This is a genomic window from Pseudoalteromonas sp. (genome assembly GCF_036960685.1).
In the GTDB taxonomy this organism is placed as follows: domain Bacteria; phylum Pseudomonadota; class Gammaproteobacteria; order Enterobacterales; family Alteromonadaceae; genus Pseudoalteromonas.
The window spans coordinates 141,835-163,182 of record NZ_JBALXK010000002.1 but is presented as its reverse complement, the minus strand read 5'-3'; the positions used below and the strand labels follow the sequence as shown (position 1 = coordinate 163,182).

The 21,348-nt window shown below is 40.8% G+C and carries 24 protein-coding genes; 9 read left to right on the top strand and 15 right to left on the bottom strand.

Annotation, left to right across the window (positions count from 1 at the left end; translation table 11 throughout):
• Positions 1-84: 84 nt before the first annotated feature.
• Together V7783_RS02880 and V7783_RS02875 are read right to left on the bottom strand one after the other, a co-directional pair.
• Positions 85-1,215 (bottom strand): GGDEF domain-containing protein, encoded by a 1,131-nt coding sequence (locus V7783_RS02880; protein WP_335677452.1) that lies wholly within the window; start codon positions 1,213-1,215, stop codon positions 85-87.
• Positions 1,216-1,331: 116 nt separating this feature from the next.
• The gene (locus V7783_RS02875) at positions 1,332-2,225 is read right to left on the bottom strand and encodes a TIGR01777 family oxidoreductase (protein ID WP_335677451.1); all 894 of its coding nucleotides are present in this window, start codon (positions 2,223-2,225) and stop codon (positions 1,332-1,334) included.
• A 170-nt stretch (positions 2,226-2,395) separates the two neighbouring features.
• On the opposite strand from V7783_RS02875, the gene V7783_RS02870 reads away from it, so the two are divergent.
• Entirely contained in the window at positions 2,396-3,433 is a 1,038-nt protein-coding gene (locus V7783_RS02870; protein WP_335677450.1) for an AI-2E family transporter, read from the top strand.
• Positions 3,434-3,478: 45 nt separating this feature from the next.
• Here V7783_RS02870 and V7783_RS02865 read toward each other — a convergent pair whose 3' ends face one another.
• The 5 genes from V7783_RS02865 to V7783_RS02845 all read right to left on the bottom strand — a co-directional run bounded on the left by V7783_RS02865 (position 3,479) and on the right by V7783_RS02845 (position 6,668).
• Positions 3,479-3,892 carry a hypothetical protein gene (locus tag V7783_RS02865; RefSeq protein ID WP_335677449.1) on the bottom strand — a complete coding sequence of 138 codons (414 nt, stop codon included), beginning with the start codon at positions 3,890-3,892 and terminating at the stop codon, positions 3,479-3,481.
• A complete protein-coding gene (locus V7783_RS02860; protein WP_335677448.1) occupies positions 3,879-5,216 on the bottom strand; it encodes an ATP-binding protein in 1,338 nt (445 codons plus the stop codon). The genes V7783_RS02865 and V7783_RS02860 overlap by 14 nt, the downstream gene beginning before the upstream one ends.
• A complete protein-coding gene (locus tag V7783_RS02855) occupies positions 5,210-5,884 on the bottom strand; it encodes a response regulator transcription factor (protein WP_283710804.1) in 675 nt (224 codons plus the stop codon). Before V7783_RS02855 ends, V7783_RS02860 begins: the two co-directional genes overlap by 7 nt.
• A 3-nt stretch (positions 5,885-5,887) precedes the next feature.
• Entirely contained in the window at positions 5,888-6,151 is a 264-nt protein-coding gene (locus tag V7783_RS02850; protein ID WP_442961340.1) for a PepSY domain-containing protein, read from the bottom strand.
• A gap of 214 nt (positions 6,152-6,365) precedes the next feature.
• The gene (locus V7783_RS02845; RefSeq protein WP_335677447.1) at positions 6,366-6,668 is read right to left on the bottom strand and encodes a YciI family protein; all 303 of its coding nucleotides are present in this window, start codon (positions 6,666-6,668) and stop codon (positions 6,366-6,368) included.
• A 212-nt stretch (positions 6,669-6,880) separates the two neighbouring features.
• Here V7783_RS02845 and V7783_RS02840 point away from each other — a divergent pair, with 212 nt between their 5' ends.
• Positions 6,881-8,305 carry a sodium-dependent transporter gene (locus V7783_RS02840; RefSeq protein WP_335677446.1) on the top strand — a complete coding sequence of 475 codons (1,425 nt, stop codon included), beginning with the start codon at positions 6,881-6,883 and terminating at the stop codon, positions 8,303-8,305.
• Positions 8,306-8,382: 77 nt separating this feature from the next.
• Here V7783_RS02840 and V7783_RS02835 read toward each other — a convergent pair whose 3' ends face one another.
• A complete protein-coding gene (locus V7783_RS02835; protein WP_335677445.1) occupies positions 8,383-9,024 on the bottom strand; it encodes a CPBP family intramembrane glutamic endopeptidase in 642 nt (213 codons plus the stop codon).
• A 61-nt stretch (positions 9,025-9,085) separates the two neighbouring features.
• Positions 9,086-9,679 carry an inner membrane-spanning protein YciB gene (locus V7783_RS02830; protein ID WP_335677444.1) on the bottom strand — a complete coding sequence of 198 codons (594 nt, stop codon included), beginning with the start codon at positions 9,677-9,679 and terminating at the stop codon, positions 9,086-9,088.
• 174 nt (positions 9,680-9,853) lie between these two features.
• Here V7783_RS02830 and V7783_RS02825 point away from each other — a divergent pair, with 174 nt between their 5' ends.
• Entirely contained in the window at positions 9,854-10,123 is a 270-nt protein-coding gene (locus V7783_RS02825) for an HU family DNA-binding protein (protein ID WP_335677443.1), read from the top strand.
• A gap of 136 nt (positions 10,124-10,259) precedes the next feature.
• Positions 10,260-10,838, top strand: coding sequence for a type 1 glutamine amidotransferase domain-containing protein (locus tag V7783_RS02820; protein ID WP_335677442.1), 579 nt, complete (start codon positions 10,260-10,262; stop codon positions 10,836-10,838).
• 35 nt (positions 10,839-10,873) lie between these two features.
• Here V7783_RS02820 and trpA read toward each other — a convergent pair whose 3' ends face one another.
• The 6 genes from trpA to V7783_RS02790 are packed head-to-tail and all read right to left on the bottom strand — an operon-like array spanning position 10,874 to position 17,519.
• Positions 10,874-11,704: a tryptophan synthase subunit alpha gene (trpA, locus tag V7783_RS02815; protein ID WP_335677441.1), complete on the bottom strand. Its 831-nt coding sequence runs from the start codon at positions 11,702-11,704 to the stop codon at positions 10,874-10,876.
• The gene (gene trpB / locus V7783_RS02810) at positions 11,701-12,885 is read right to left on the bottom strand and encodes a tryptophan synthase subunit beta (protein ID WP_335677440.1); all 1,185 of its coding nucleotides are present in this window, start codon (positions 12,883-12,885) and stop codon (positions 11,701-11,703) included. The genes trpA and trpB overlap by 4 nt, the downstream gene beginning before the upstream one ends.
• 7 nt (positions 12,886-12,892) lie before the next feature.
• A complete protein-coding gene (trpCF, locus tag V7783_RS02805; RefSeq protein WP_335677439.1) occupies positions 12,893-14,257 on the bottom strand; it encodes a bifunctional indole-3-glycerol-phosphate synthase TrpC/phosphoribosylanthranilate isomerase TrpF in 1,365 nt (454 codons plus the stop codon).
• On the bottom strand, positions 14,250-15,278 hold the full coding sequence (gene trpD, locus V7783_RS02800; RefSeq protein WP_335677586.1) for an anthranilate phosphoribosyltransferase: 1,029 nt from the start codon (positions 15,276-15,278) through the stop codon (positions 14,250-14,252). The genes trpCF and trpD overlap by 8 nt, the downstream gene beginning before the upstream one ends.
• 53 nt (positions 15,279-15,331) lie before the next feature.
• On the bottom strand, positions 15,332-15,949 hold the full coding sequence (locus V7783_RS02795; protein WP_442961339.1) for an aminodeoxychorismate/anthranilate synthase component II: 618 nt from the start codon (positions 15,947-15,949) through the stop codon (positions 15,332-15,334).
• 1 nt (position 15,950) lies between these two features.
• Positions 15,951-17,519, bottom strand: coding sequence for an anthranilate synthase component 1 (locus tag V7783_RS02790; RefSeq protein WP_335677438.1), 1,569 nt, complete (start codon positions 17,517-17,519; stop codon positions 15,951-15,953).
• Between the two features lie 425 nt (positions 17,520-17,944).
• Between V7783_RS02790 and rnm the strand changes: the two genes are divergently transcribed.
• The 5 genes from rnm (at position 17,945) to V7783_RS02765 (ending at position 21,160) form a co-directional block, all read left to right on the top strand.
• On the top strand, positions 17,945-18,802 hold the full coding sequence (gene rnm, locus V7783_RS02785; RefSeq protein WP_283710796.1) for an RNase RNM: 858 nt from the start codon (positions 17,945-17,947) through the stop codon (positions 18,800-18,802).
• Positions 18,795-19,415, top strand: coding sequence for an L-threonylcarbamoyladenylate synthase (locus V7783_RS02780; protein WP_064666086.1), 621 nt, complete (start codon positions 18,795-18,797; stop codon positions 19,413-19,415). The genes rnm and V7783_RS02780 overlap by 8 nt, the downstream gene beginning before the upstream one ends.
• A 23-nt stretch (positions 19,416-19,438) precedes the next feature.
• A complete protein-coding gene (locus V7783_RS02775; protein ID WP_335677437.1) occupies positions 19,439-20,266 on the top strand; it encodes a segregation and condensation protein A in 828 nt (275 codons plus the stop codon).
• Positions 20,267-20,423: 157 nt separating this feature from the next.
• On the top strand, positions 20,424-20,759 hold the full coding sequence (locus V7783_RS02770) for a T6SS effector amidase Tae4 family protein (protein WP_335677436.1): 336 nt from the start codon (positions 20,424-20,426) through the stop codon (positions 20,757-20,759).
• On the top strand, positions 20,735-21,160 hold the full coding sequence (locus V7783_RS02765) for a hypothetical protein (RefSeq protein WP_301562163.1): 426 nt from the start codon (positions 20,735-20,737) through the stop codon (positions 21,158-21,160). Before V7783_RS02770 ends, V7783_RS02765 begins: the two co-directional genes overlap by 25 nt.
• The last annotated feature ends 188 nt before the right edge of the window (positions 21,161-21,348 follow it).

Here is a 21,348-nt window from a genome sequence, read left to right as displayed (position 1 = left end):
TGTTTTTATTTAATTATTAATAATTTTTCAAATACACGAGTTCGCTTTCAAATTAGCCAGTAATGTTGGGTGTTAAATATCATGCTAAATAGCAACAACAACTTGATTGCGGCCATTGTGTTTTGCTTGGTACAAACCTTTGTCTGCTTGGGCAAGTAAATCATTGATATTGCTACCTGCAGAGTGTTTTATTACACCAATGCTAAGTGACAGCGAAATACTTTGTTGGTTATAAATAAACTGTTGGTTATTAATAGCTAGTCGGATCCGTTCTGATAAAGCATGGGCATTATTTTCAGAGGTATTAGGCAGTAAAATTGCAAACTCTTCACCGCCGATACGTGCCACAATATCATGCTCTCGTAACTGTGCTTGAATTTGTTTGGCAACCCATTTTAAAGCCTCATCGCCTGTTTCATGACCAAATTTATCATTCACTTTTTTGAAAAAATCAATATCAATCATCAATGCACATAATTCTTTTTGGCACCCATGGGCTTGCTCTAAATGTGTGGCACTGAGATTTAAAAATGCGCGTCGATTAAGCAGCCCTGTGAGTGGATCTAAATTAGCTAAATCGGTTAAAACTTGCTCTGATTCTAAAAACATTAACACAGGCCAGACTAACGCTGTGCAAGTGGAGATCACAATATGGCTAATTAAGATTATAGCCAGAGCTTGCTGAGTATCGATCACTGATGTTGGTGCAGAAAGTAGTAGTGCGGCTTGGCAAAACATCAAGATGGCATGTACAACAAAACAGATTTGTAACAGTAAAAAATGTGTAATACGACCCAAATGTAACTTATTTAATGCATAAGCTGCATAACAAAAGCAGCATGCAATGACTGTTGTGGTATAAAGTTGTCCAAAAGGTGAACTATAAATAGGCAGTAAAATTATCGCTGATGCTAGTAACACTCCAATACATGCCGTGAATTTGGTTTTATCGGTGCTGTTATAAGCATGTATACCTAGTATTGCCGCAAGCGGTGCGGCGATGATAAATAGGTCGGCTAAGTAGTGGGAGACAAAATCTAAATCAATAAATGCACGCAGCGCAGCAGTGACTTGGGCAAATACAAAAATAAAACAAGAGATACACCAATACAAATAGGTTTTTTGTTTTCTGAGCACATACAAAGACATCAAAAATGAGCTAATGATTGAGTTAAGTATTATGGAAATGATGATGATTGTAGGTAAATGCATCATCTATGGTATTTCCTATGCGCCAAACCTAGTTGCCTTTGTGATATATTTTTAATAGTGTTAATTATTATGTACTATTTAACTAATAGCAAGATAATAAAAATGGACTAATAAAACCTTCACGCTAATAAATTTTCAAGTGCGTCGGGTAGTTTTGGATAGTTAAAAGTAAATTGCTGTGTCTGTAACTTTTTAGGCTCAACAAATTGCCCATAAAGCAATAAATCAGCCATTTCCCCCATAACTAATTTAAGTAATAAACTCGGCATAGGTATAAATGCCGGACGTGTGAGAGCTTGCCCTAATTGATGACTAAACTCTTTATTGCTAACAGGGTTGGGTGCTGTGGCATTAATTGCTCCGCTAAGATTTTTAGTCTCTAACACGAATAAGATAAGTCGAACCATGTCATCAATATGGATCCATGACATGCCTTGCTCACCATTACCAATCGGTCCACCTAATCCTAGTTTAAATGGCGGCAACATTTTTGCTAATGCGCCTGCTTGTTTAGCTAATACGATCCCGGTGCGCAGTGTGCATACGCGTGTATTAGCTGATTGCGCAGCGAATGCCGCTTGCTCCCACGCATCACATAGCTTGTGGCTAAACTCTGGATGTACAGCGGTAAAACTTTCATCAATCAAGGTGTTATCTTGGCGGCCATAAAAACCAATGGCACTTCCAGAGATAAATGTATGAGGTGGTGTTTGGCTATGCTGTATTGCAGTGCTTATTTGCTGAGTCAGTACAATGCGGCTATCAAGTAGGCATTGCTTCTGTTTGTCGCTCCAACGTTTATTTACAATGGGCTCACCCGCAAGATTAATCACGCAATCAACAGTATTAAAATCAACATTAGCGAGTGAGTCTACGGCTAAAATATCTGCACCGAGTAATTGTGTTGCTGTATCAGGACTTCTCGATAATACCGTTAGCTGATGCTCTTCAAGCAACTGCTGGCATAAATGACTGCCTATTAAGCCGGTGGCGCCAGTAATGAATATGTGCATAGTGTTGACCCAGTTAATTAATTATTTATACCTGTTATACGTACCATAGACAGCTTTGATCACTTTGCAATTTACGCGTTGCTTAGATTGCTTTAAATTCCAACGAGGCTCGCATCTCGAGGTCGTTTGGGTATACACTAAGTGCAGTGTATATTTTCAAGGATCGTAGTTTGGCTAGTTTAACTGGGGTAAACCGAAGTTTAGTTATTTTTGCAGCATTAGTTATTGTATTGGCAGGTGTAAAAGCAGCTAGTGTGATTGTTATTCCATTTGTATTGGCAGCGTTTATTGCCATTATCTGCAACCCATTATTGAGCTTTTTTGGCCGTTATAAAATCCCAAAAGGTTTGGCTATCATGTTGGTAATGCTGATGGTGGTTGGCATTGGCGTTAGTTTAGCGGGCTTAGTAGGGCAATCCTTAACTGATTTTTCGCAGCAATTACCACAATATAAAGCACAACTTAAAGAGCAGTTTGTTTTGCTCGTGGATATGGCTGCAAAATACAACATCTTGATCAATAAAGAACAAATAATAGCAATGTTTGATCCGGGTAAAATCATTGATGTAGCTACGGGAATGCTCACAGGGTTAGGTGGCGTGATGGCCAATTTATTTTTAATTATTTTGACTGTGGTATTTATGTTGTTTGAAGGACCCATGCTCAGTCACAAAATACATATGGCACTGGATGATCCCGATCGTAAAATGCAACAAATTGACCGTTTTTCAGAGTCAATTAACTCCTACCTTGCTATTAAAACAGTGGTTAGTTTAGGCACTGGTTTGCTTGCAGGTATCTTGCTGTGGCTGTTGGATGTTGATTATTTTGTGTTATGGGCTGTGATGGCCTTTATGTTTAACTATATTCCTAATATTGGTTCTATCATTGCAGCAGTACCTGCGGTGTTGCTGGCGCTCATCACACAAGGACCGTTTGTAGCAAGTATGGTGGGCCTTGGCTATTTAACGATTAATACTGTGATGGGTAATATTGTTGAGCCTAGATACATGGGTAAAGGCTTAGGACTATCAACCTTGGTGGTATTTTTATCATTAATATTTTGGGGTTGGCTGATGGGCACAGTGGGTATGCTGCTATCAGTCCCTTTGACTATGATTGTTAAAATAGCCCTTGAAACCAGTGAAGAAGGGCGCTGGCTGGCAACTTTATTAGGGAATGGCGAAAACCTAGAAGAAAAAGCCTAGCTTTCGATAAGCAAAGCCACATACTTATGTGGCTTTTCTTAGAAATTACTTAATGGGCTGTGTTAAAACCTCAATATGCTGCTCTAAAATACGTATTTCACAACGTTTATAGACCATTGCAGCTTGAGTGGCGTTGGGAACCTTTTGTAGATAACGCCACTTGCAACTATCTTCCAAATATTTATTTTGACTTGCCATACTGCGTTTGAAAATTGGTAATAACTGCGTGTTACCGGTTTCTTCTTCAATCGTGTTTAAATCTAGGGTGATCTTATTTACCCAAGTTTGCTGGATACGCGTTAAGCTTTCTATTTGCCTATCTAAACATTGAATATAGCTTTTCGCTTCATCAGGGGTTGCTTGAGCAACTAAACTGCATTGCTCAGCTGCTTGCGTTGTTACACTTAAAAGTAGCAGTAGTGTGCAACAACTTATTGATAGCTTATTATTTTTTATCATTATAATTAAACTCTAAAATAAATTTTGCGCCGCCCAAAGTATCAGCATCTAAAATAGTTAGGTCACCGTGATACGACTTGACTAAGTCAGAGACAATAGCCATTCCTACGCCATGGCCACTTTCGTAAGTATCTAGGCGAGTCCCACGGGTGAGCAATGACTCGCGCTTATCAACAGGAACACCTGGGCCATCATCACTGATTGTAATTGTCAGAGTGCGCTTTTGTACTACCTGTATATCGACCTGTGAGCGACAAGCTTTACAGGCATTATCAATCAAGTTGCCTAGCAGTTCTAGTAAGTCGGTTTTATCACCTAAAAAATAATGTTTATCGGTAACATCACACGTAAAGATAATATCTTTATCTCGGTATACCTTGCCCATTGCATTAAGAATTGAATCGAGCACGGGTTTAATAATTGTTTGTTTTTTCCATGTGTCGGAAGCGCCCGTTGCAGCACGTTTTAATTGATGTTCGATCATCACATTAATACGATCAAGCTGCTCTTGTGCGTCGGCATCATTTGCCAAAGGACTAGATTTAAGCACCGCTAGGGGCGTTTTTAAAGCATGCGCTAAATCACTGAGTGAGGCTCGGTAACGCTCTTTCTGTCGTTGTTGAGTTTCAAGTAGTAAATTTAAATCGGCTTTTATTGTTTGCAGTTCGACAGGATATTGCCCTTTGATCTCTTGAATATCGCCAGATTCAATGGCTTTTATTTCTTTATCAAGGCGTTGTAATGGTCTCGCACTCCACACAAAACCAATTGCCATTAATGCTGCGATGGCAACACCCATGACATACATCCAGTTTACTAAGGTCTGTTTAAAGCCGTCCATTAATCGAAGTAGGGCATCATTGCGTTTTAACAAGATAAAACGGGCGTGTTCGGATTGGTCAATGTTATTTAAAATAACAGTGAGACTTAATTGCCAGTACACGTTATTTTTATATTCGACACGACGAAAATCTGCAGCACCCGCTTTAGTTTCTATATCATCAGGCACAAAGTTCACGTTTACCGCAGACTCAGAGTGCCAAACTGGCTGCTCATCACGGTAAATCATTGCATAGGTATCAGAGTTTAAACGGTTTAGCTCAGGGGCGAGAATGGTGCTTGGCATAATAATACCGCGCTCGGTAAAATCGACCTCTGAAATTAATGAATATAAATGGGCTTCGAGGGTTTTTTCGGTGGCTTCGACTAATGATGCATAGTACGCCTTACCAATTGAGAAAAATAAAATAGGTAAGGCGACTAATAAAACAAAGACAAGGATAAATCCTTGCCTTACTTTTAACGGTATTTGCGATGCTACCACTGACTTTTAAGCCTGTAACCACGCCCACGCAGTGTTTCTACAGGGTTAAGTGTGCCATCAGGGTCAAGCTTTTTACGTAAACGCAGTACGAATACTTCGATAACGTTAGAGTCTAAATCAAAGTCTTGGTCATAGATATGCTCTGTTAACTCAGATTTTGAGATCACTTTTTGCGGGTTAACCATTAAATACTCAAGTACTTTATATTCGTAAGCTGTCAGGCTTAGCTCTCTATCATCAACCCATACTTGTTGTGAGCGAGTATGAATTTTAATTGGTCCAGCGGTCATTTCAGGATTTGCTTTACCTGCACTGCGACGAATAAGTGCGTTACAACGGGCGATTAACTCTTCAACATGAAATGGTTTTGTTAAATAGTCATCAGCACCGGCATCAAGCCCTTCAACCTTGTCTTGCCAACGATCACGCGCTGTTAAAATAAGGATTGGAATCGTGATCCCTTGTGCTCGGGCTTTATTGATAAGCTCAATACCGTCTACTTTTGGTAAACCTAAGTCAACCACAGCCATATCTAGAGGGTACTCTGTAATATGGAATAAACCCGCTTCGCCATCATGACAAAGGTCAACACTGTAGCGTTCTTTTTCTAATGCATTACGCAAGTTATCTGCTAAGTGTAAATCATCTTCAATTACTAAAATTCGCATTTATTAATCCTTTTTCACTTCGCCGGTCTTTTTATTGACATGAACGTCGACGACATGGCCGTCCGATTTTAAAATTCTCACGGTATAAATATCGTTAAGTACGGTAATTTTAAGAGTTTTACCATCTTCGATTTTTTTAGCAAGCTCCACAGCTTGTTTTTTATTGATCTCAGTTTTATTATCTTGAGATGCAGCTTGGCTACTCGTCGAAAACACACTCATAAATAGCACAATGATGGCGACGCTGAGAGCTGACACAGTACGCATGATGGGAAACTCCTAAACCAGACCTGAATAGTTTAATGAACCAAGTAGCTAAAATTCAAGTAAAACCACTAAATTATATGATTCACTGCAGCGGATCTTAATTAACAACCCGTGAACAAACACTGAATTATTATGGTTGTTACAGATAGCTCATCTGCATTAATTTAAATTTTATTGTTGGCTCAGTACGATTTCATCTGATTGTTGGTTTTATTTAGCTTGGAAATACTTTTTTAAACGGTTTAACTACTGAATTATCATAAACACCACCACTGACGTATGGATCTGCTGCGGCCCATTCACGTGCAGCTTCTAATGAGTCAAATTCAGCAATGACTAAAGAACCAGTAAAACCGGCTTCAGCTGGATCTGCACTATCAATTGCGGGTAACGGGCCTGCGGTAAACAATCGGCCTTGTTCGTCTAATTCTTGTAAGCGGGCTAAATGAGCTGGGCGGGCAGCTTTTCTGTGCTCTAAACTATTTTCAACATCAGTTGAGTAAATCATATACAACATGGCGTATTCTCTAATATTAATAGTATGAAATTGCTCTGATACTAGCACAGCAGATTTAATTGGCGAATAAATTACGATTAGTTTTCGCTTTATGGTCAATCAATAAGCGGGTTTACAGCACTAAACTATTTTTAAACTGAATCTGCTTGAAAAGCTCACTGTAACACTGGTAGAGTCGCTAAAATGATACAAAATAATAATAAGGTTTTTAAATGAGCGATACTCGTGAGCATTTTAGCTCCCGCCTCGGATTCATATTAGCGGCTGCAGGTTCAGCGGTAGGTATTGGTAATTTGGTTGGCTTTCCTGTCTCGGCTACAAAAAATGGTGGCGGTGCTTTTTTACTCGTTTATGCGTTATTTGTGGTGTTTATTTGTCTACCGGTGATGATGGCCGAAATGGCGATGGGTCGCCAAGCGCAAAAAGATCCACTCGGCTCGTATAAATTATTATCAGGCAATGATAATAAATGGAGCTTTGCTGGTTTTTTAGCGGTATTAACACCGTTTATGATCGCCGTTTTCTACATGGTGATAACGGTATGGATTTTTGGCTATTTAAGTCAAGTTGCCGTTGGTAACTTAGATGTGTTAGCCGATCCAAAAAGCTTTGGGGTGTTTATCAATAGCTCTAGCGTGTTTGCTTATATGGCAGCAGTGGCGATCATCGTTAACTTAATTCTAGTCGGCGGTGTTAAGCAAGGTATTGAAAAAGCAGCTAAGTTTTTAATGCCAGCGTTGTTTGTGTTGTTAATTGCATTAGTGGTCTATGTATTAACACTGGATAATGCGATGGCCGGTGTTAAGTATTACATTATTCCTGACTTTACCAAAATGAATGCCAGTGTATTAAATGGGGCACTCGCACAAGCGTTTTTCTCATTATCGTTAGGTATGGGTATTTTGATGACTTACGCATCCTATATCTCGAAAAAAGATGACATCGTAGGCAGTGCTAAAATGGTCGCCCTGACAGATTCATTGGTGGCGTTTATTGCTGGCTTAATGGTTCTGCCAGCTATTTTTAGTTTCAACCCAGATACAGATCCAACTAAGTTATCAGATTCTTCTGTGTCGATGATTTTTGAGTTTTTGCCGAAAATTTTACTCGCATTACAAACTGATATTGGTTATATCGGTGCATCAATCGTGGCATTTATATTTTTCTTATTAGTGTTTTTTGCTGCTATAACGTCGTTAGTCTCGATTGTGGAAGTACCCACAGCAACGCTCAGCGACCGCAAAGGCATCAGCCGTAAAATGGCATTATTGATTTTAACCGCCAGCATTGGCCTGTTGACTGTACTGTGCACTATGTCATTTGGTATGGTCGAGGGCTTAACGTCATTCACTAATTATGGTGGTGGTTCGAAAAGTTTGTTTGATATTGTTTACGATGTTTTTTACGACACGATATTACCGCTCAATGGTTTAATGGTGTGTTTATTTGTGATGTATCGCTGGAAAAAAGTGCGTTTAAGTGAAGAACTAAGCCAAGGTTGCCCGGGCTATACCGGCAGTTTTACTGAAAAATACGTTAACTTTTCACTTTCAACGTTTATTCCAGTCATTTTACTGCTGATATTTGTAAATACCGTGGCAACTAAGTTTTTTGCGGTGAGTATTTTTGGTTTTTAATAAATATTAATTAAACCTCCCATAATAAAGCCGTGCTAAGTACTACCTGTGATGTAGTATAAGCACGGCTTTTTCAGTTAAGAGACTGTCGATGAATCTAAGTACTGCCCAATACCTAAGGTAAACATCCATAATCCCCATAAGCTGTGCTCAATCACGCACACAAAAGTAGAGCGGCTTTGTGCATAGGTAAATGAAAACAATAAGCCACCAACAAATGCTAATAGTACTGCCACCCAGTTCGCATAAACAATATGGGCTAACGCAAATACTGTGGCGCTGATCACGATACGCACGCTCTTTTTTGGCATGATGCGTTTATAACGATGAAAAAAGTAGGTTCGAAATATGAGCTCTTGCGGCACCACAGATAATAACGGATACAACAGTAGCAACATCAGCCAATCGTGAAATGAGTTGCGTGGTAGCAAAAACCAATTACCTTGATTGATGATGCCGTAAAATACCCCAGAAAATAGCGCGCCAATAAAAAAGAAGCTAAATATGCGGCGTTTGACCGCAGAAAATTCACCAAAGCTTGTGAGCCTAAAACGTTTGAAGTGGGGATCGCCAAGTAGCAACATGCCGCAAACACTCATCAATACAATAAGTGCGGGGATCAACCAATTAGCAAGGTGAGCGCGAAGGTAAAAGCCCAATAAAGGTAGACAAACAAATATCAGTGTAAATTCAAACCAGCGGTATTGATTGGCGTTCAAGGTCGTCTCAGCGTGATTTTGTATAATAGCCTATCAAGCTAAGACGACAGATTTATGACATTTAAGATGGCTTGCTATCGTCGGTTTTAGGCTCGTCTTCATCAGGTAAGTATTTATACAACATGATGATAGTGACAAAAATACTGACAAAGGTAATAGCCATCAGTCCAAATACTTTAAAGTTGACCCAAAAATCAAGAGAGAAATTATAAGCGATATAAATATTGAGTGCTGCAATAGCGGCTGTAATGGCAACCCATAGTAAGTTGAGTTTGTCCCACAGTGGTTCAGGTACGCTAATGGCTTGCTCTGTATCTGTGGCATTATTTAACACTGAACTCAGTGCTTGCTTAACGAGATTCTTGCCCATCAAGTAGCGGCTGATCAATAAAGTTAAAGACAACACTGCATAAATAATTGTGGCCTTCCATTTTACAAACTGCTCATCATGAAAAACGAGTGTTAACGTGCCTAAAATGACGGCGATGGCAAAAAATAACCACTGACGCGCTGGTACTTTGCCTGTTTTAAAATAAGAATACGCAACTTGAATAAGCGTGGTGCCCATCAATAGCGCTGTTGCCCAATAAATATCAACTAACTTAAACACCGCAAAAAATAAAACTAGCGGGATAAACTCGATTAATGCGTGCATAGACTGCTCAAAATGTGAGAACAAAAAATAATTGCACAGGTTGTATCAACTTATTGTGTTATTTACAAGGTTGACTTAGTGGTTACTAACCCTTAGCCTGCGTGCCTTTGTATTCAATCATTACCAAAATCCACTGAACAGCTATCGGATCAGTGGGATTTTTAGGAGCATTTTATGAATAAAGCAGATCTTATCAGTGCTATGTCGGCGCACAGTGAATTAACCAAGAAAGATTCCCAAGCAGCTTTATCAAGCATGTTAGCTGTGATCACAAAGTCACTTTCTGAAGGCGATCAAGTACAAATAAATGGTTTTGGCACATTTGCTTTGAGTTATTATCCAGCACGCACAGGGCGCAACCCACAAACTGGCGCAGCAATTGAAATAGAAGGAGCCAATAAGCCAGTGTTTAAAGCGGCTAAGGCACTGAAAGACGCCTTATAATGTAGAATCTTCGCACTTTGTTACTCAATTACAGAGTGCTTGTCATTTCCTCGCTATACCCCCTTTAATTTCAACATCTTATATTTGGCATGGTGTCTGCTTTTATATCTTAAGCTTAATAAAATAAGGAGATATCATGTCTACATTACAAACGGGTAGCCAACTTAAAGGCAAAAAAATAGCCATTCTAGCAACTGACGGCTTTGAGCAAAGTGAGCTGTTTTCACCGCGAAATGCTTTATTAGATGCTGGCGCAACTGTTGAGGTTATTTCAATCAAAGAAGGAGAAATTACAGGTTGGGATGAAGATGTATGGGGCGATAAGGTAGCCGTGGATAAACTCGCAAGTGAGGCCAATAGTGATGATTATGATGCGTTGCTGTTACCCGGCGGTTTATTTAACCCAGATAGTTTGCGGATTGACAAAGATGCAAAGGCATTTGTTGATGGCTTTTTTGGCGCAGACAAAAACAAACCCGTCGCAGCAATTTGCCACGGACCATGGTTATTAGCAGAAATTAATAAATTACGAGACCGCACAGTAACTTCTTTTCCAAGTATTAAAACTGACTTGATTAATGCCGGTGCTAATTGGGTCGACAAAGAGGTGAGTGTTGATAGAGGTTTAGTTACGAGCAGAAGCCCTGCGGATCTAGCTGCGTTTAATCGTAAATTTATAGAAGAAATTATTGAAGGTAAACACCAAGCGCATTAGCTGAAAAGGGCGCAGTGAGCGCCCTTTAGTTATGCTTAGAGATCTGTAGCTGCCTTCATAGCGGCTACAAATTCTTTTAAACCATTCAACATCACTTGTGGGTTGTCCAAGTTTGCTTCAATAATTTTAACCACAGCAGAGCCTGAAATGGCGCCTGCTGCGCCCGCATTGAGCGCGGCTTTAACATCTTCTGGAGTAGAAATACCAAAACCAAGTAATGCTGGCGCACTGTGGTATTCTTTTAATTTAGTGACGATAGAAGATGCGGGCATTTGTGCTTTTGTTTCAGTGCCTGTGACACCCGCGCGTGAAAGTAAATAAGTATAACCTCGGCCATAAGAGGCACATTCACGTAAGGTGTCATCCGGGGCGTTAGGAGTTGCAATAAAAATAGGGTCAATACCATTGCTCATTGCAGCTTTTCGAAACATTTTAGATTCATGCAGCGGCACATCTGCCACTAAAATTGAATCCACACCCGCCGCTTTGGCATCTTTGTAAAAAGCCTCTAAGCCACGTTTAAACACTAAGTTTGAATAAAGCAGTAAACCAATTGGAATATCGGCATTATATTCACGTACTTGCTTGATAATATCAAAGCAATCTTGAGTGTTAATATTAACCTCTAAGGCGCGAATGTTCGCCGCTTGAATAACTGGGCCATCTGCAATTGGATCTGAAAATGGAATACCAAGCTCTAAGGCATCTGCGCCGCCATCAATTAAGCTTTTGATGATTTCAACACTGAGCTCTTTGTTGGGATCACCAATGGTTACGAATGGCACGAACGCACCTTGATTTTGTTCGCTTAATGCGGCGAACATTTTCCCGTAGCGATCTGTTTTTAGCGGGGCTGGCTGGCTCATAGTTGATCTCCTTTTGAAAGTACATCCATTACGTGTGCTAAGTCTTTGTCGCCGCGGCCACTTAAATTCACCACTAAGATGGTGTCTTCTGTTTGTTGCTCTGCATATTTTAATGCGTAGGCAAGGGCATGGCTTGATTCAAGCGCAGGGATAATACCTTCATTTTTAGCCAATAATTGAAATGCTTCTAGTGCCTCGGTATCGGTAATACCCACATACTGAGCGCGACCCGTTTCATGCAAAAAGGCATGTTGTGGGCCTACCGCTGGGTAATCAAGCCCTGCGGAAACTGAGTAAGACTCTTCGATTTGGCCATCATCATTTTGCATAATATAGGTGTAAGTTCCATGTAAAATACCTTTGGTGCCTTTACATATGGTTGCACCATGCTCATGAGTATCAAGACCTTTACCTGCCGGCTCTACACCAATCAGTTTAACACTTGGCTCATCAATAAAATCAGTAAACATACCAATGGCGTTAGAGCCACCACCCACGCACGCAAGCACGGCATCTGGTAGACGTCCTTCCGCTTTTAACACTTGCTGTTTTGCTTCTTCACCAATCATTTTTTGGAACTCACGAACCATGGTTGGGAATGGGTGTGGGCCTGCTGCTGTGCCAAGTAAGTAATGAGCTTGTTGGTAATTTGCAGACCAATCACGTAGCGCTTCGTTTACGGCATCTTTGAGTGTGCCAGAGCCTGCGGTGACAGGGATAACGGTCGCGCCCATTAATTTCATTCTGAACACGTTTGGCTGCTGACGTTCAACATCTTTAGCACCCATGTAAATACGGCATTTTAAACCCAATAATGCACAGGCAAGCGCCGTCGCAACTCCGTGTTGGCCAGCGCCGGTTTCAGCAATAACCTCTTTTTTGCCCATGCGTTTTGTTAGCAGTGCTTGGCCTAACACTTGGTTCGTTTTATGAGCACCGCCATGTAGTAAGTCTTCACGCTTTAAGTATAATTTTACTTTTGGATTTTTAATTAAGTTACGCGTTAATGTCAGTGGCGTTGGACGACCTGCATATTCATTAAGTAACTTTTCAAACTCAGCTTGAAATGCAGCATCTGTTTGTGATTTGTTAAACTCGTTTTCTAGTTGTTTTAGTGCAGGTACTAGCAATTCAGGGACAAACATGCCGCCAAATTCGCCGAAGTAAGCTGGATTATTCATAAGAACCTCAATATTTACGGATGCTGATAAACGCATCATTTAATTTGTTTTGGCATTTTTTACCGGCACTTTGTTCAACCCCAGAGTTTAGGTCGAGGCCAAGCGCACCTTGATATAACGCACCGTGAATGTTGTCTGCATTTAAGCCACCAGCAAGCATAAACTTACTGTTGGCATCTTCTAAAATTGACCAATCAAAGGTTTTCCCTGTGCCACCTGCTTGTGTATCACTATGAGTGTCGTATAGATGGCGATCAACTCCAGCAAGCGGTGTAGGTAAACTGTCTTTAACAGCTTGCGCTTTCCAAATTTGACAGCTGCTTGGCAGCAAAGGACGCAATTGGTTAATATAGGCTTGGTCTTCTTGACCATGTAATTGTACCGCCGCAAGCTTTAAGCTCTGCGCGTGCTCTACAACATCTTCAATGCTGGCATTGACAAATACACCAACAAAAGCAAGTGGGGCACTTTGGGTAATTTGTAAAGCGCAATCTAAGTCAACATAACGGGGGGATTTAGGTGCAAAAATGAGCCCACCAAATACTGCACCACTGTTATAAGCATTTATGGCATCTTCACTGCGGGTTAAACCACAGACTTTGTTTTCCCCTAAGATCACACTACGACAAGCGCGCTCTAAATCACGCTCAGCCATCAGCGAACTGCCGATCAAAAAGCCATTGCACAAAGGAGCCAGGCGTTTCACATCTTGATGGGTGTAAATACCGGATTCGGAAATAACCACTTTATCGTCAGGGATAAGTTTGCGTAGCTGTTCGGTGGTCGCTAAATTGGTACTTAAATCACGTAAATCACGGTTATTAATACCGATGATCTGTGCACTTAGGGCAAGCGCACGATGCACTTCTTGCTCATTGCTTACCTCAGTCAGAATAGCCATATTTAAGCTCTGCGCTACAGCTGCAAGTTGTTGATACTGCTCGTCATCAAGCACTGACAGCATTAATAAAATGGCATCACCACCATAAATACGCGCCATATAAATTTGGTATTCATCAATAAAGAAGTCTTTACAGATCAATGGTTGCTCAACTTGGCTGCGAACAAATTCTAAATAATCAAAACTGCCCTGAAAATATTTTTCATCGGTTAGCACACTGATACAACTGGCGTAGTTTTTATACACGCCGGTGATCTCAGCTAAATCAAACGGCTCACGAATAAGACCCTTTGACGGTGAGGCCTTTTTGCATTCCAAAATAAATTGCGTACCAGGCGCTGCAAGCGCTTGATAAAAATCACGATTAGTAGGTACTGCTTGATGTTTAAAGCTTTCAAGCGGGCGTTTGGCTTTACGCGCTTCGAGCTCTATTTTTTTGTCTGCGACTATTTTGTCTAATACATTAGCCATTAGTTACCTCTGAATTTACTACTGCTTTATTACTTTGCTCAACTATGGCGTTCAGTGTGCTTAATGCGCGGCCAGTTTGTAATACGGTTTTAACGTGCACAGCGGCGCTTTTAAAATCATCTGCTTTATTGGTTAAATAAAGTAACGCGGCAACATTTACAATGATGGCTGCATTGTGGGCATCTGTGCCGTTACCTGCTAAAACCGCACGACTTGCCTTCGCGTTATATTCTGGACCTTCACCGGCTAATTGTTCAAGTGAATAGTTTGCAAGACCAAAATCCGCAGGGGCCAATGTGTATTGAGTGATTTCACCATTATTGAGCTCTGCAACTGTGGTTTTACCATGCAAGGCGATTTCATCGGTCCCCGAGCCATGCACGACCATAGCGCGCGGTGTGCCAAGTGTTTTTAAGGTTTGTGCCATTGGCAGGCATAAGCTTTCGTCATACACTCCGAGTAGTTGTACGTCGGGCGCGGCAGGGTTTGCTAATGGGCCTAATATATTAAAGATAGTGCGGGTTTTTAAAGTGGTACGCACTCCCATCGCGTGGCGTACACCGCTGTGGTAATGGGGCGCAAACAAAAAAGTAAAACCTGTTTGCTCTAAACAGGCAACCGCTTGTACAGGTGCCATATCGATATTTATGCCCAGCGCTTTGAGTAAATCGGCAGAGCCTGAGTTACTTGATACACTGCGATTACCATGTTTGACCATATTAATACCGCAGGCTGCAGCAACGATTGCTGCAGTGGTACTAATATTTATAGTGTTTGAACCATCACCACCGGTGCCGCAGCTATCAGCTAAATTAGTGGCCGTGGTGGTAAATGGTACGGCGTTGGCGCGCATTGATGCTGCGGCGCCAGCAATTTCATCACTGACTTCACCTTTGATTTTTAGTGCCACTAAAATGGCGGTCAATTCAATGTCGTTTATATTGCCCTGCATGATGGCATCAAATAATTGCTGGCTTTGACTAAAGCTTAATGATGATTGCGTTAATAACACATCAATCATTGCGCCAATGCTCACCTCATTGGCTGATTGTTGGTTTACTGACATACGATCCTCTATTGCTGTGCATTGGCTAAAAATTGCATACTTTGTTGAAGTAGCGCGGCGCCATTTGGCGTCAAAATAGACTCAGGATGAAATTGATACCCAAGCGCTTTATCATCATGGTGATAAATTGCCATCGGAATTGTTTCATAATGAGCTATTACGGCTACACTCGCGGGTACTTTAGTGGCCATTAACGAATGATAGCGGGCCACTGGCATACGTTTTCCCATTCCGGTAAAAACAGGGTGTTCACCCAGCTCAATAATGGATGATTTACCATGGACAGTTTCGCCAGCATGACCGATAACACCGCCATAACTTTGTGTCAGCGCTTGTTGACCTAAACATATCCCTAGCATCGGGAAACGGCCTTTACATAACTCTATTAAGGCCATTAAACAACCTGCGGCAGTAGGCGTACCAGGGCCTGGTGAAAGGACTAAAATAACCGGTTTAGTCTCGCTGCACATTTTATCAAAAATTACCTGCGCATCTATGTTGTTACGATATACCACTAAATCGCTGCCCAACATAGAAAGTTCATCGACTAAGTTATAACTAAATGAATCAAAATTATCTAAAAAGTAGATTTTTACATCAGTTAGCTTATTGATTAATTGGCTCATGTTAGTGTCCTTGATAAGTCGATTGAATCGCTGTGATCACCGCTTGCGCTTTAGCGCGGGTCTCGTTTGCTTCAGATTGTGGATCTGAGTCATACACGACACCAGCACCGGCCTGCACGTAGGCAACATTGTTTTTAACAAAGGCTGAGCGAATAACAATACAGCTATCCATAGCGCCATCACCGGTTAAGTAGCCAACAGCTCCCCCATAACTGCCGCGGCGTTTACCTTCGGTTTGACGAACCAGTTCTGCGGCGCTCACTTTTGGAGCGCCCACTAAGGTGCCCATATTCATGCAAGCTTGGTAAGCGTGCAGGGCATCTAGCTCTGGTTTTAATGTGCCAACAACTCGTGACACTAAATGCATTACTTGTGAATAACGATCTACTTTTAATAACTCTTTGGCGTGACGAGTACCGGGTACGCTAATGCGTGCCACATCATTGCGGGCTAAATCAACTAACATTAAGTGCTCAGCTCGCTCTTTTTGATCGTTCCGTAATTCAAGTTCAATACGGCTGTCTAAGTCGGGATTGATTTGGCCATTGGCAAATTTGCCGCGGGCACGGGTGCCCGCAATTGGATACACTTCGACTTGTTGAGTTTGCGCACAAAACTTTAATGCAGATTCTGGTGAGGCGCCAAACAAGGCAAATTCGCTATCACGCATATAAAACATATATGGGCTTGGATTTTGTTTTTTGAGTTGGCTGTAAGCATGCAGCGGATCAGCACACGCTAAAGAAAATGTCCGTGATGGCACGACCTGAAAAATATCACCATCAACAATGTGTTTTTTTAATGTGTTTACCTGCTGGCAATAGTCGGCATCACTAATATCAACGCTTACTTCGCTGCTGCCTATGCTTAACTGTGCACTAAAGCTATCTGCTTGATCGCATAATGCATTTAAGCGCTCAAGTTTTTTACCTACTTCAAAGCAATTGGCATGAACATCTGGGCCATTAAATACATTGCCAATCAATTCTGTGGTTTTGGCTTGGTGATCAATCACAACTAAGGTTTCAGCTAGGTAAAATACATAATCAGGGCAACTGTTTTCACCATCAGGCACTTCGCTTAACTGCTCAAAATTAGCCACCATGTCATAAGCAAATACGCCACCTAAAAATAACGAAAACGGATTTTCGGTGGTACTGCTTATGTTATTGATACAACTGCGCAGCGCACTAAAGGCGTTATCGGCGATGAGTTTTGACGCTTCGTCAATATTGCTGTCAGTGCCTTGGTATTCAATGCTTAAGGTTTGCCCGTCTAATTGCGTACGGCAATTATCAAGTTTAGTTTTTAAGTAGGGGAGTAATTGTTGGCCATTGTTAGATTGTGCTGTCACTGTGACAGTTTTACCTGTACAGATAATTTTTAATGCACAATCGACCAGAATTAAACTTTTCACACTGTCTTTAGAGTCAATTTCAGCTGACTCTAATAACAGTGAATTGTCTTTATCAAGTAACCCATATAATGCTAATGGGCTGTGAATATATTCTCGCACTTCGGTGATACTGGTAACTTCACCTGGCGTTGTTGTTATATGACTAAAAATCAAACCTCATTCCCTCAAAAAAATAAACCCCGCAAGCTATGCTGTGCGGGGTTTGAATAACGATACTTAAATAAAATTAAGATAGACCATTACCGTCCCGCTATACCAGGCGCCACCACCAATGATGTGTAAAAGTTGCTACGTTATTCATGTTTGTTACCCTAAAATTTAAATATAAAAAAACCCGCAATAAGCGGGTTTAGAATGTGTTAGACACGACAATTCACCACCCTTAAATTAAGAGTGCCACCACCAGATTGTGTTTTGGATTGAATTGATCATTGTTTTTGTTCTTTATGTGTATTAAGTGGCTACAGTAAACCGTATCAACAGTATTAGTGTCAAGTATTTATTTAAAACAATTTATTAAAAAATTTTGTTATACTTAATAACAACTTTCGCACATTTAATATGAGCAGTCTTCTCTTTTGATAAAATACGATTTACATAGCCACACAACGCATTCTGATGGGCAACTCACTGTTGAGCAATTATTGTTGCGTGCAGTTGAAAAAAATATCGATGTGTTTGCGATCACTGACCACGATACCACAGCAGCGATAAAGCCAGCACAGGCTTATATACAAAGCCAAGCGCTACCACTTAAATTGATCAACGGGGTTGAAATTTCCACCAAGTGGGAAAGTTTTGAGATCCACATTGTGGCATTAAACGTAGATATTGATGAGCCAACGTTAACTAACTTATTGACGATACAGCAACAAAAGCGCGCTGATAGAGCAATCGAAATTGGCCGTCGATTAGAGAAAAATGGTTTCGATGGCATTTATCAACAAGCGCAGGCGCTTGCCGAAGACGCGCAAATTACCCGTGCACATTATGCCCGCGCTTTAATTGCTCGCGGTGTAGCAACAACTATACCTGGGGTGTTTAAAAAGTACCTAGGACGCGCTAAAACAGGTTATGTGCCAAGTGATTGGTGTGATATGCAAACGGCAATCGCAGCTATTCATGCCGCAGGAGGCGTTGCTGTTGTCGCGCATCCTGGACGTTATCAAATGTCGAATAAGTGGCTACGTAAATTATTGACTCAGTTTAAGAGTGCGGGAGGGGACGCAATGGAAGTTGCTCAGCCACAACAAGCACCATCTGAGCGACAGTTTTTAGGCGAATTAAGCCGCGAGTACAATTTACTGTGTTCGCAAGGATCTGATTTTCATTTTCCTACTAGTTGGCTAGAATTAGGAAAAAACTTATATTTGCCAAAAGATTGCCAAGGCGTTTGGCAATCTTGGGAAGGGCAGACAGGAGACGTACATGAGTGATTTTTTTCATATTCATCCGGATAATCCACAACCACGATTAATTAAACAAGCCGTGGATATTATTAAGCAAGGTGGCGTGGTGGTATACCCAACTGATTCTGGGTATGCAATAGGTTGTAACTTAGGTAATAAACAAGCGAAAGAGCGTATTGAACGTATTCGTGGCATTGAAAAACACCATAACTTTACCTTGGTATGTCGCGATTTATCTGAGTTATCGACGTATGCACGGGTAGATAATCAATTATTTAGGCTTATTAAAAACAATACACCAGGGCCATATACGTTTATTTTTAAAGGCACTAAAGAAGTCCCTAAACGATTATTAAACGATAAAAAGAAAACCATTGGTATCCGCGTTATTGAACACCCGATCACCTGCGCAATTTTAGCTGAATTGGGCGAGCCTCTAATGTCCTGTTCACTTATATTACCTGGTGAACAATTTACAGAGTCGGACCCTGATGAAATTCGCGACCGCATAGGGCCGCTTGTTGATTTAATTATCCATGGCGGTTACTTAGCAGAGCAAGCAACCACAGTGATTGATTTATCAGAAGATACAGTTGAAGTACTGCGGGTTGGCTGTGGCGATACAGCACCGTTTGAATAGTATTGTTTGAGTAGCATCGTGCGATGACGCAGTTACCCACTGATAACGTAACTCAACAGCCAGCGCAGCAAAAGCTGCCGCTGGCTTTTTTGCATGGCAAAGAAGTTATTGATACACCTGAAGATTTATATATTCCACCGGATGCTCTAGAGGTTATTTTAGAAACCTTTGAAGGGCCACTTGATTTATTACTTTATTTAATTAAAAAGCATAAGCTCGATATTTTAGAACTGTCTATTTTTAGTATTACTGAACAATATGTTCGCTATGTTGAAATGATGACTGAGTTTCAGTTAGAGCTCGCGGGTGAATATCTAGTGATGGCGGCGTTACTAGCACAAATAAAGTCGCGTTTGTTATTACCGAAACACGAAGAGCTTGAGGAGGAAGAAGACCCGCGAGCAGAATTAATTCGTCGGTTACAAGAATACGAACAATTTAAAAAAGCGGCGGAAAATCTTGATGAAGTGCCCCGAGTTGGCCGCGATATATACCTTGCCGAGGCTCTAGTGCCAGAGCAAGATAAACAAGCACTATTACTCCCCGATGTTGATTTGAAAGACTTATTATATGCACTTAGTGATGTAATGGCGCGGGCTAAAACTTTTGAGCATCATCAAATAACTGCTGAAGCACTGTCAACCCGCGAGCGCATGAGCCTGATTTTAGCGAAACTCTCCAGTGCGGGCACACAATTAGCGTTTAGCGAGCTTTTCACCTTAGAAGAAGGGCGCAGTGGTGTTGTGGTCAGTTTCATCGCCATGCTAGAACTGATTAAAGAAAACCTGATCACGTGTTTGCAAGTTGAACTCACAACGCAGATATACATAGGTTTAGTTGAAAATAATTAAAGTGATTTCCATCAGCCTCTATAATGTGGTGAGTCTATAAAGCTCCACTTGTTTATGGAGTATATTTATGCGAGGATAAAATGCCGATCCTTACCCAAACCACCCATGCGATAAAAGTCTGTTTAAAAATCATTGTGCAATCCGTATGGGAGTAGCATTGGAAAAAGCAGGTGTCGATACTTCATCTTTTGATACGATGTACCCACAGCGACGATGTTACCCTGATTTGAAACATAGCCCAAAACATATTCTTGCTGCACAAGAGTTAGCCAATTGGATTTCTTCTCCAAGAAGCTCTTCATTTGGCACTAAAGAAGTAATTAAAGGAGGTGCTTTGTCTGTATTAAAGGGTAGAAAAGGAATTATTTTTATTATGAACGGTTGGGGCAGTACCGATCACATTGACTTATGGGATGGGGAATATTTAAAAGGTGGTGATGCAGATTGGCTTAATTTGGGAGATCAAGTATGGTTTTGGGAAATATTGGTTTAAAAATACGGCTATTAAGTTTATTAACTTCGTTTATGTTGGTTGCATGTGTTAAGGCTGATGTAAAATTAGACTCTGAAAAGTGCATAGTTAGTAAAGGTAAACAAAGTATTAAGCTTCAATTAGCAGCTCCTTGTTCTTTGGTAAAAGCAGATAATAAAGGTCATAACTTTTTTCTGTATGAAGATGTAAGGGTTTATATTATTGCAGGGGCACCGGCGTCTATAGATGAGTTATCTAGATGGTCAGTAAAAGCTGAAGATGAATGTACGTTACAATCACAAGCTATTTTTATTAGCGATAATAAACTCACTAGCTCAACAGTGCGTGATAAAGGCTTAACTTGCCCTCGTATCGGCTTAGATGAAAAAATCTATTTAGATTTTTTAAAAGAGTCTGTATAGCCTTACTTTAATTAGAGTCATAATGAATAGAGGGTGAGCCAGTCACTCTCGATTAACTATTTTTTTCATTTCATATTTCGTAAATAGCTCGAATTTGAATATTTGCTTCCTCCTGTGCATATACGCACACAACTTGTTTGTTTATCGCTATTTTCTTTTATCTGGGGAAGGGCTATGCTGTTGTTATT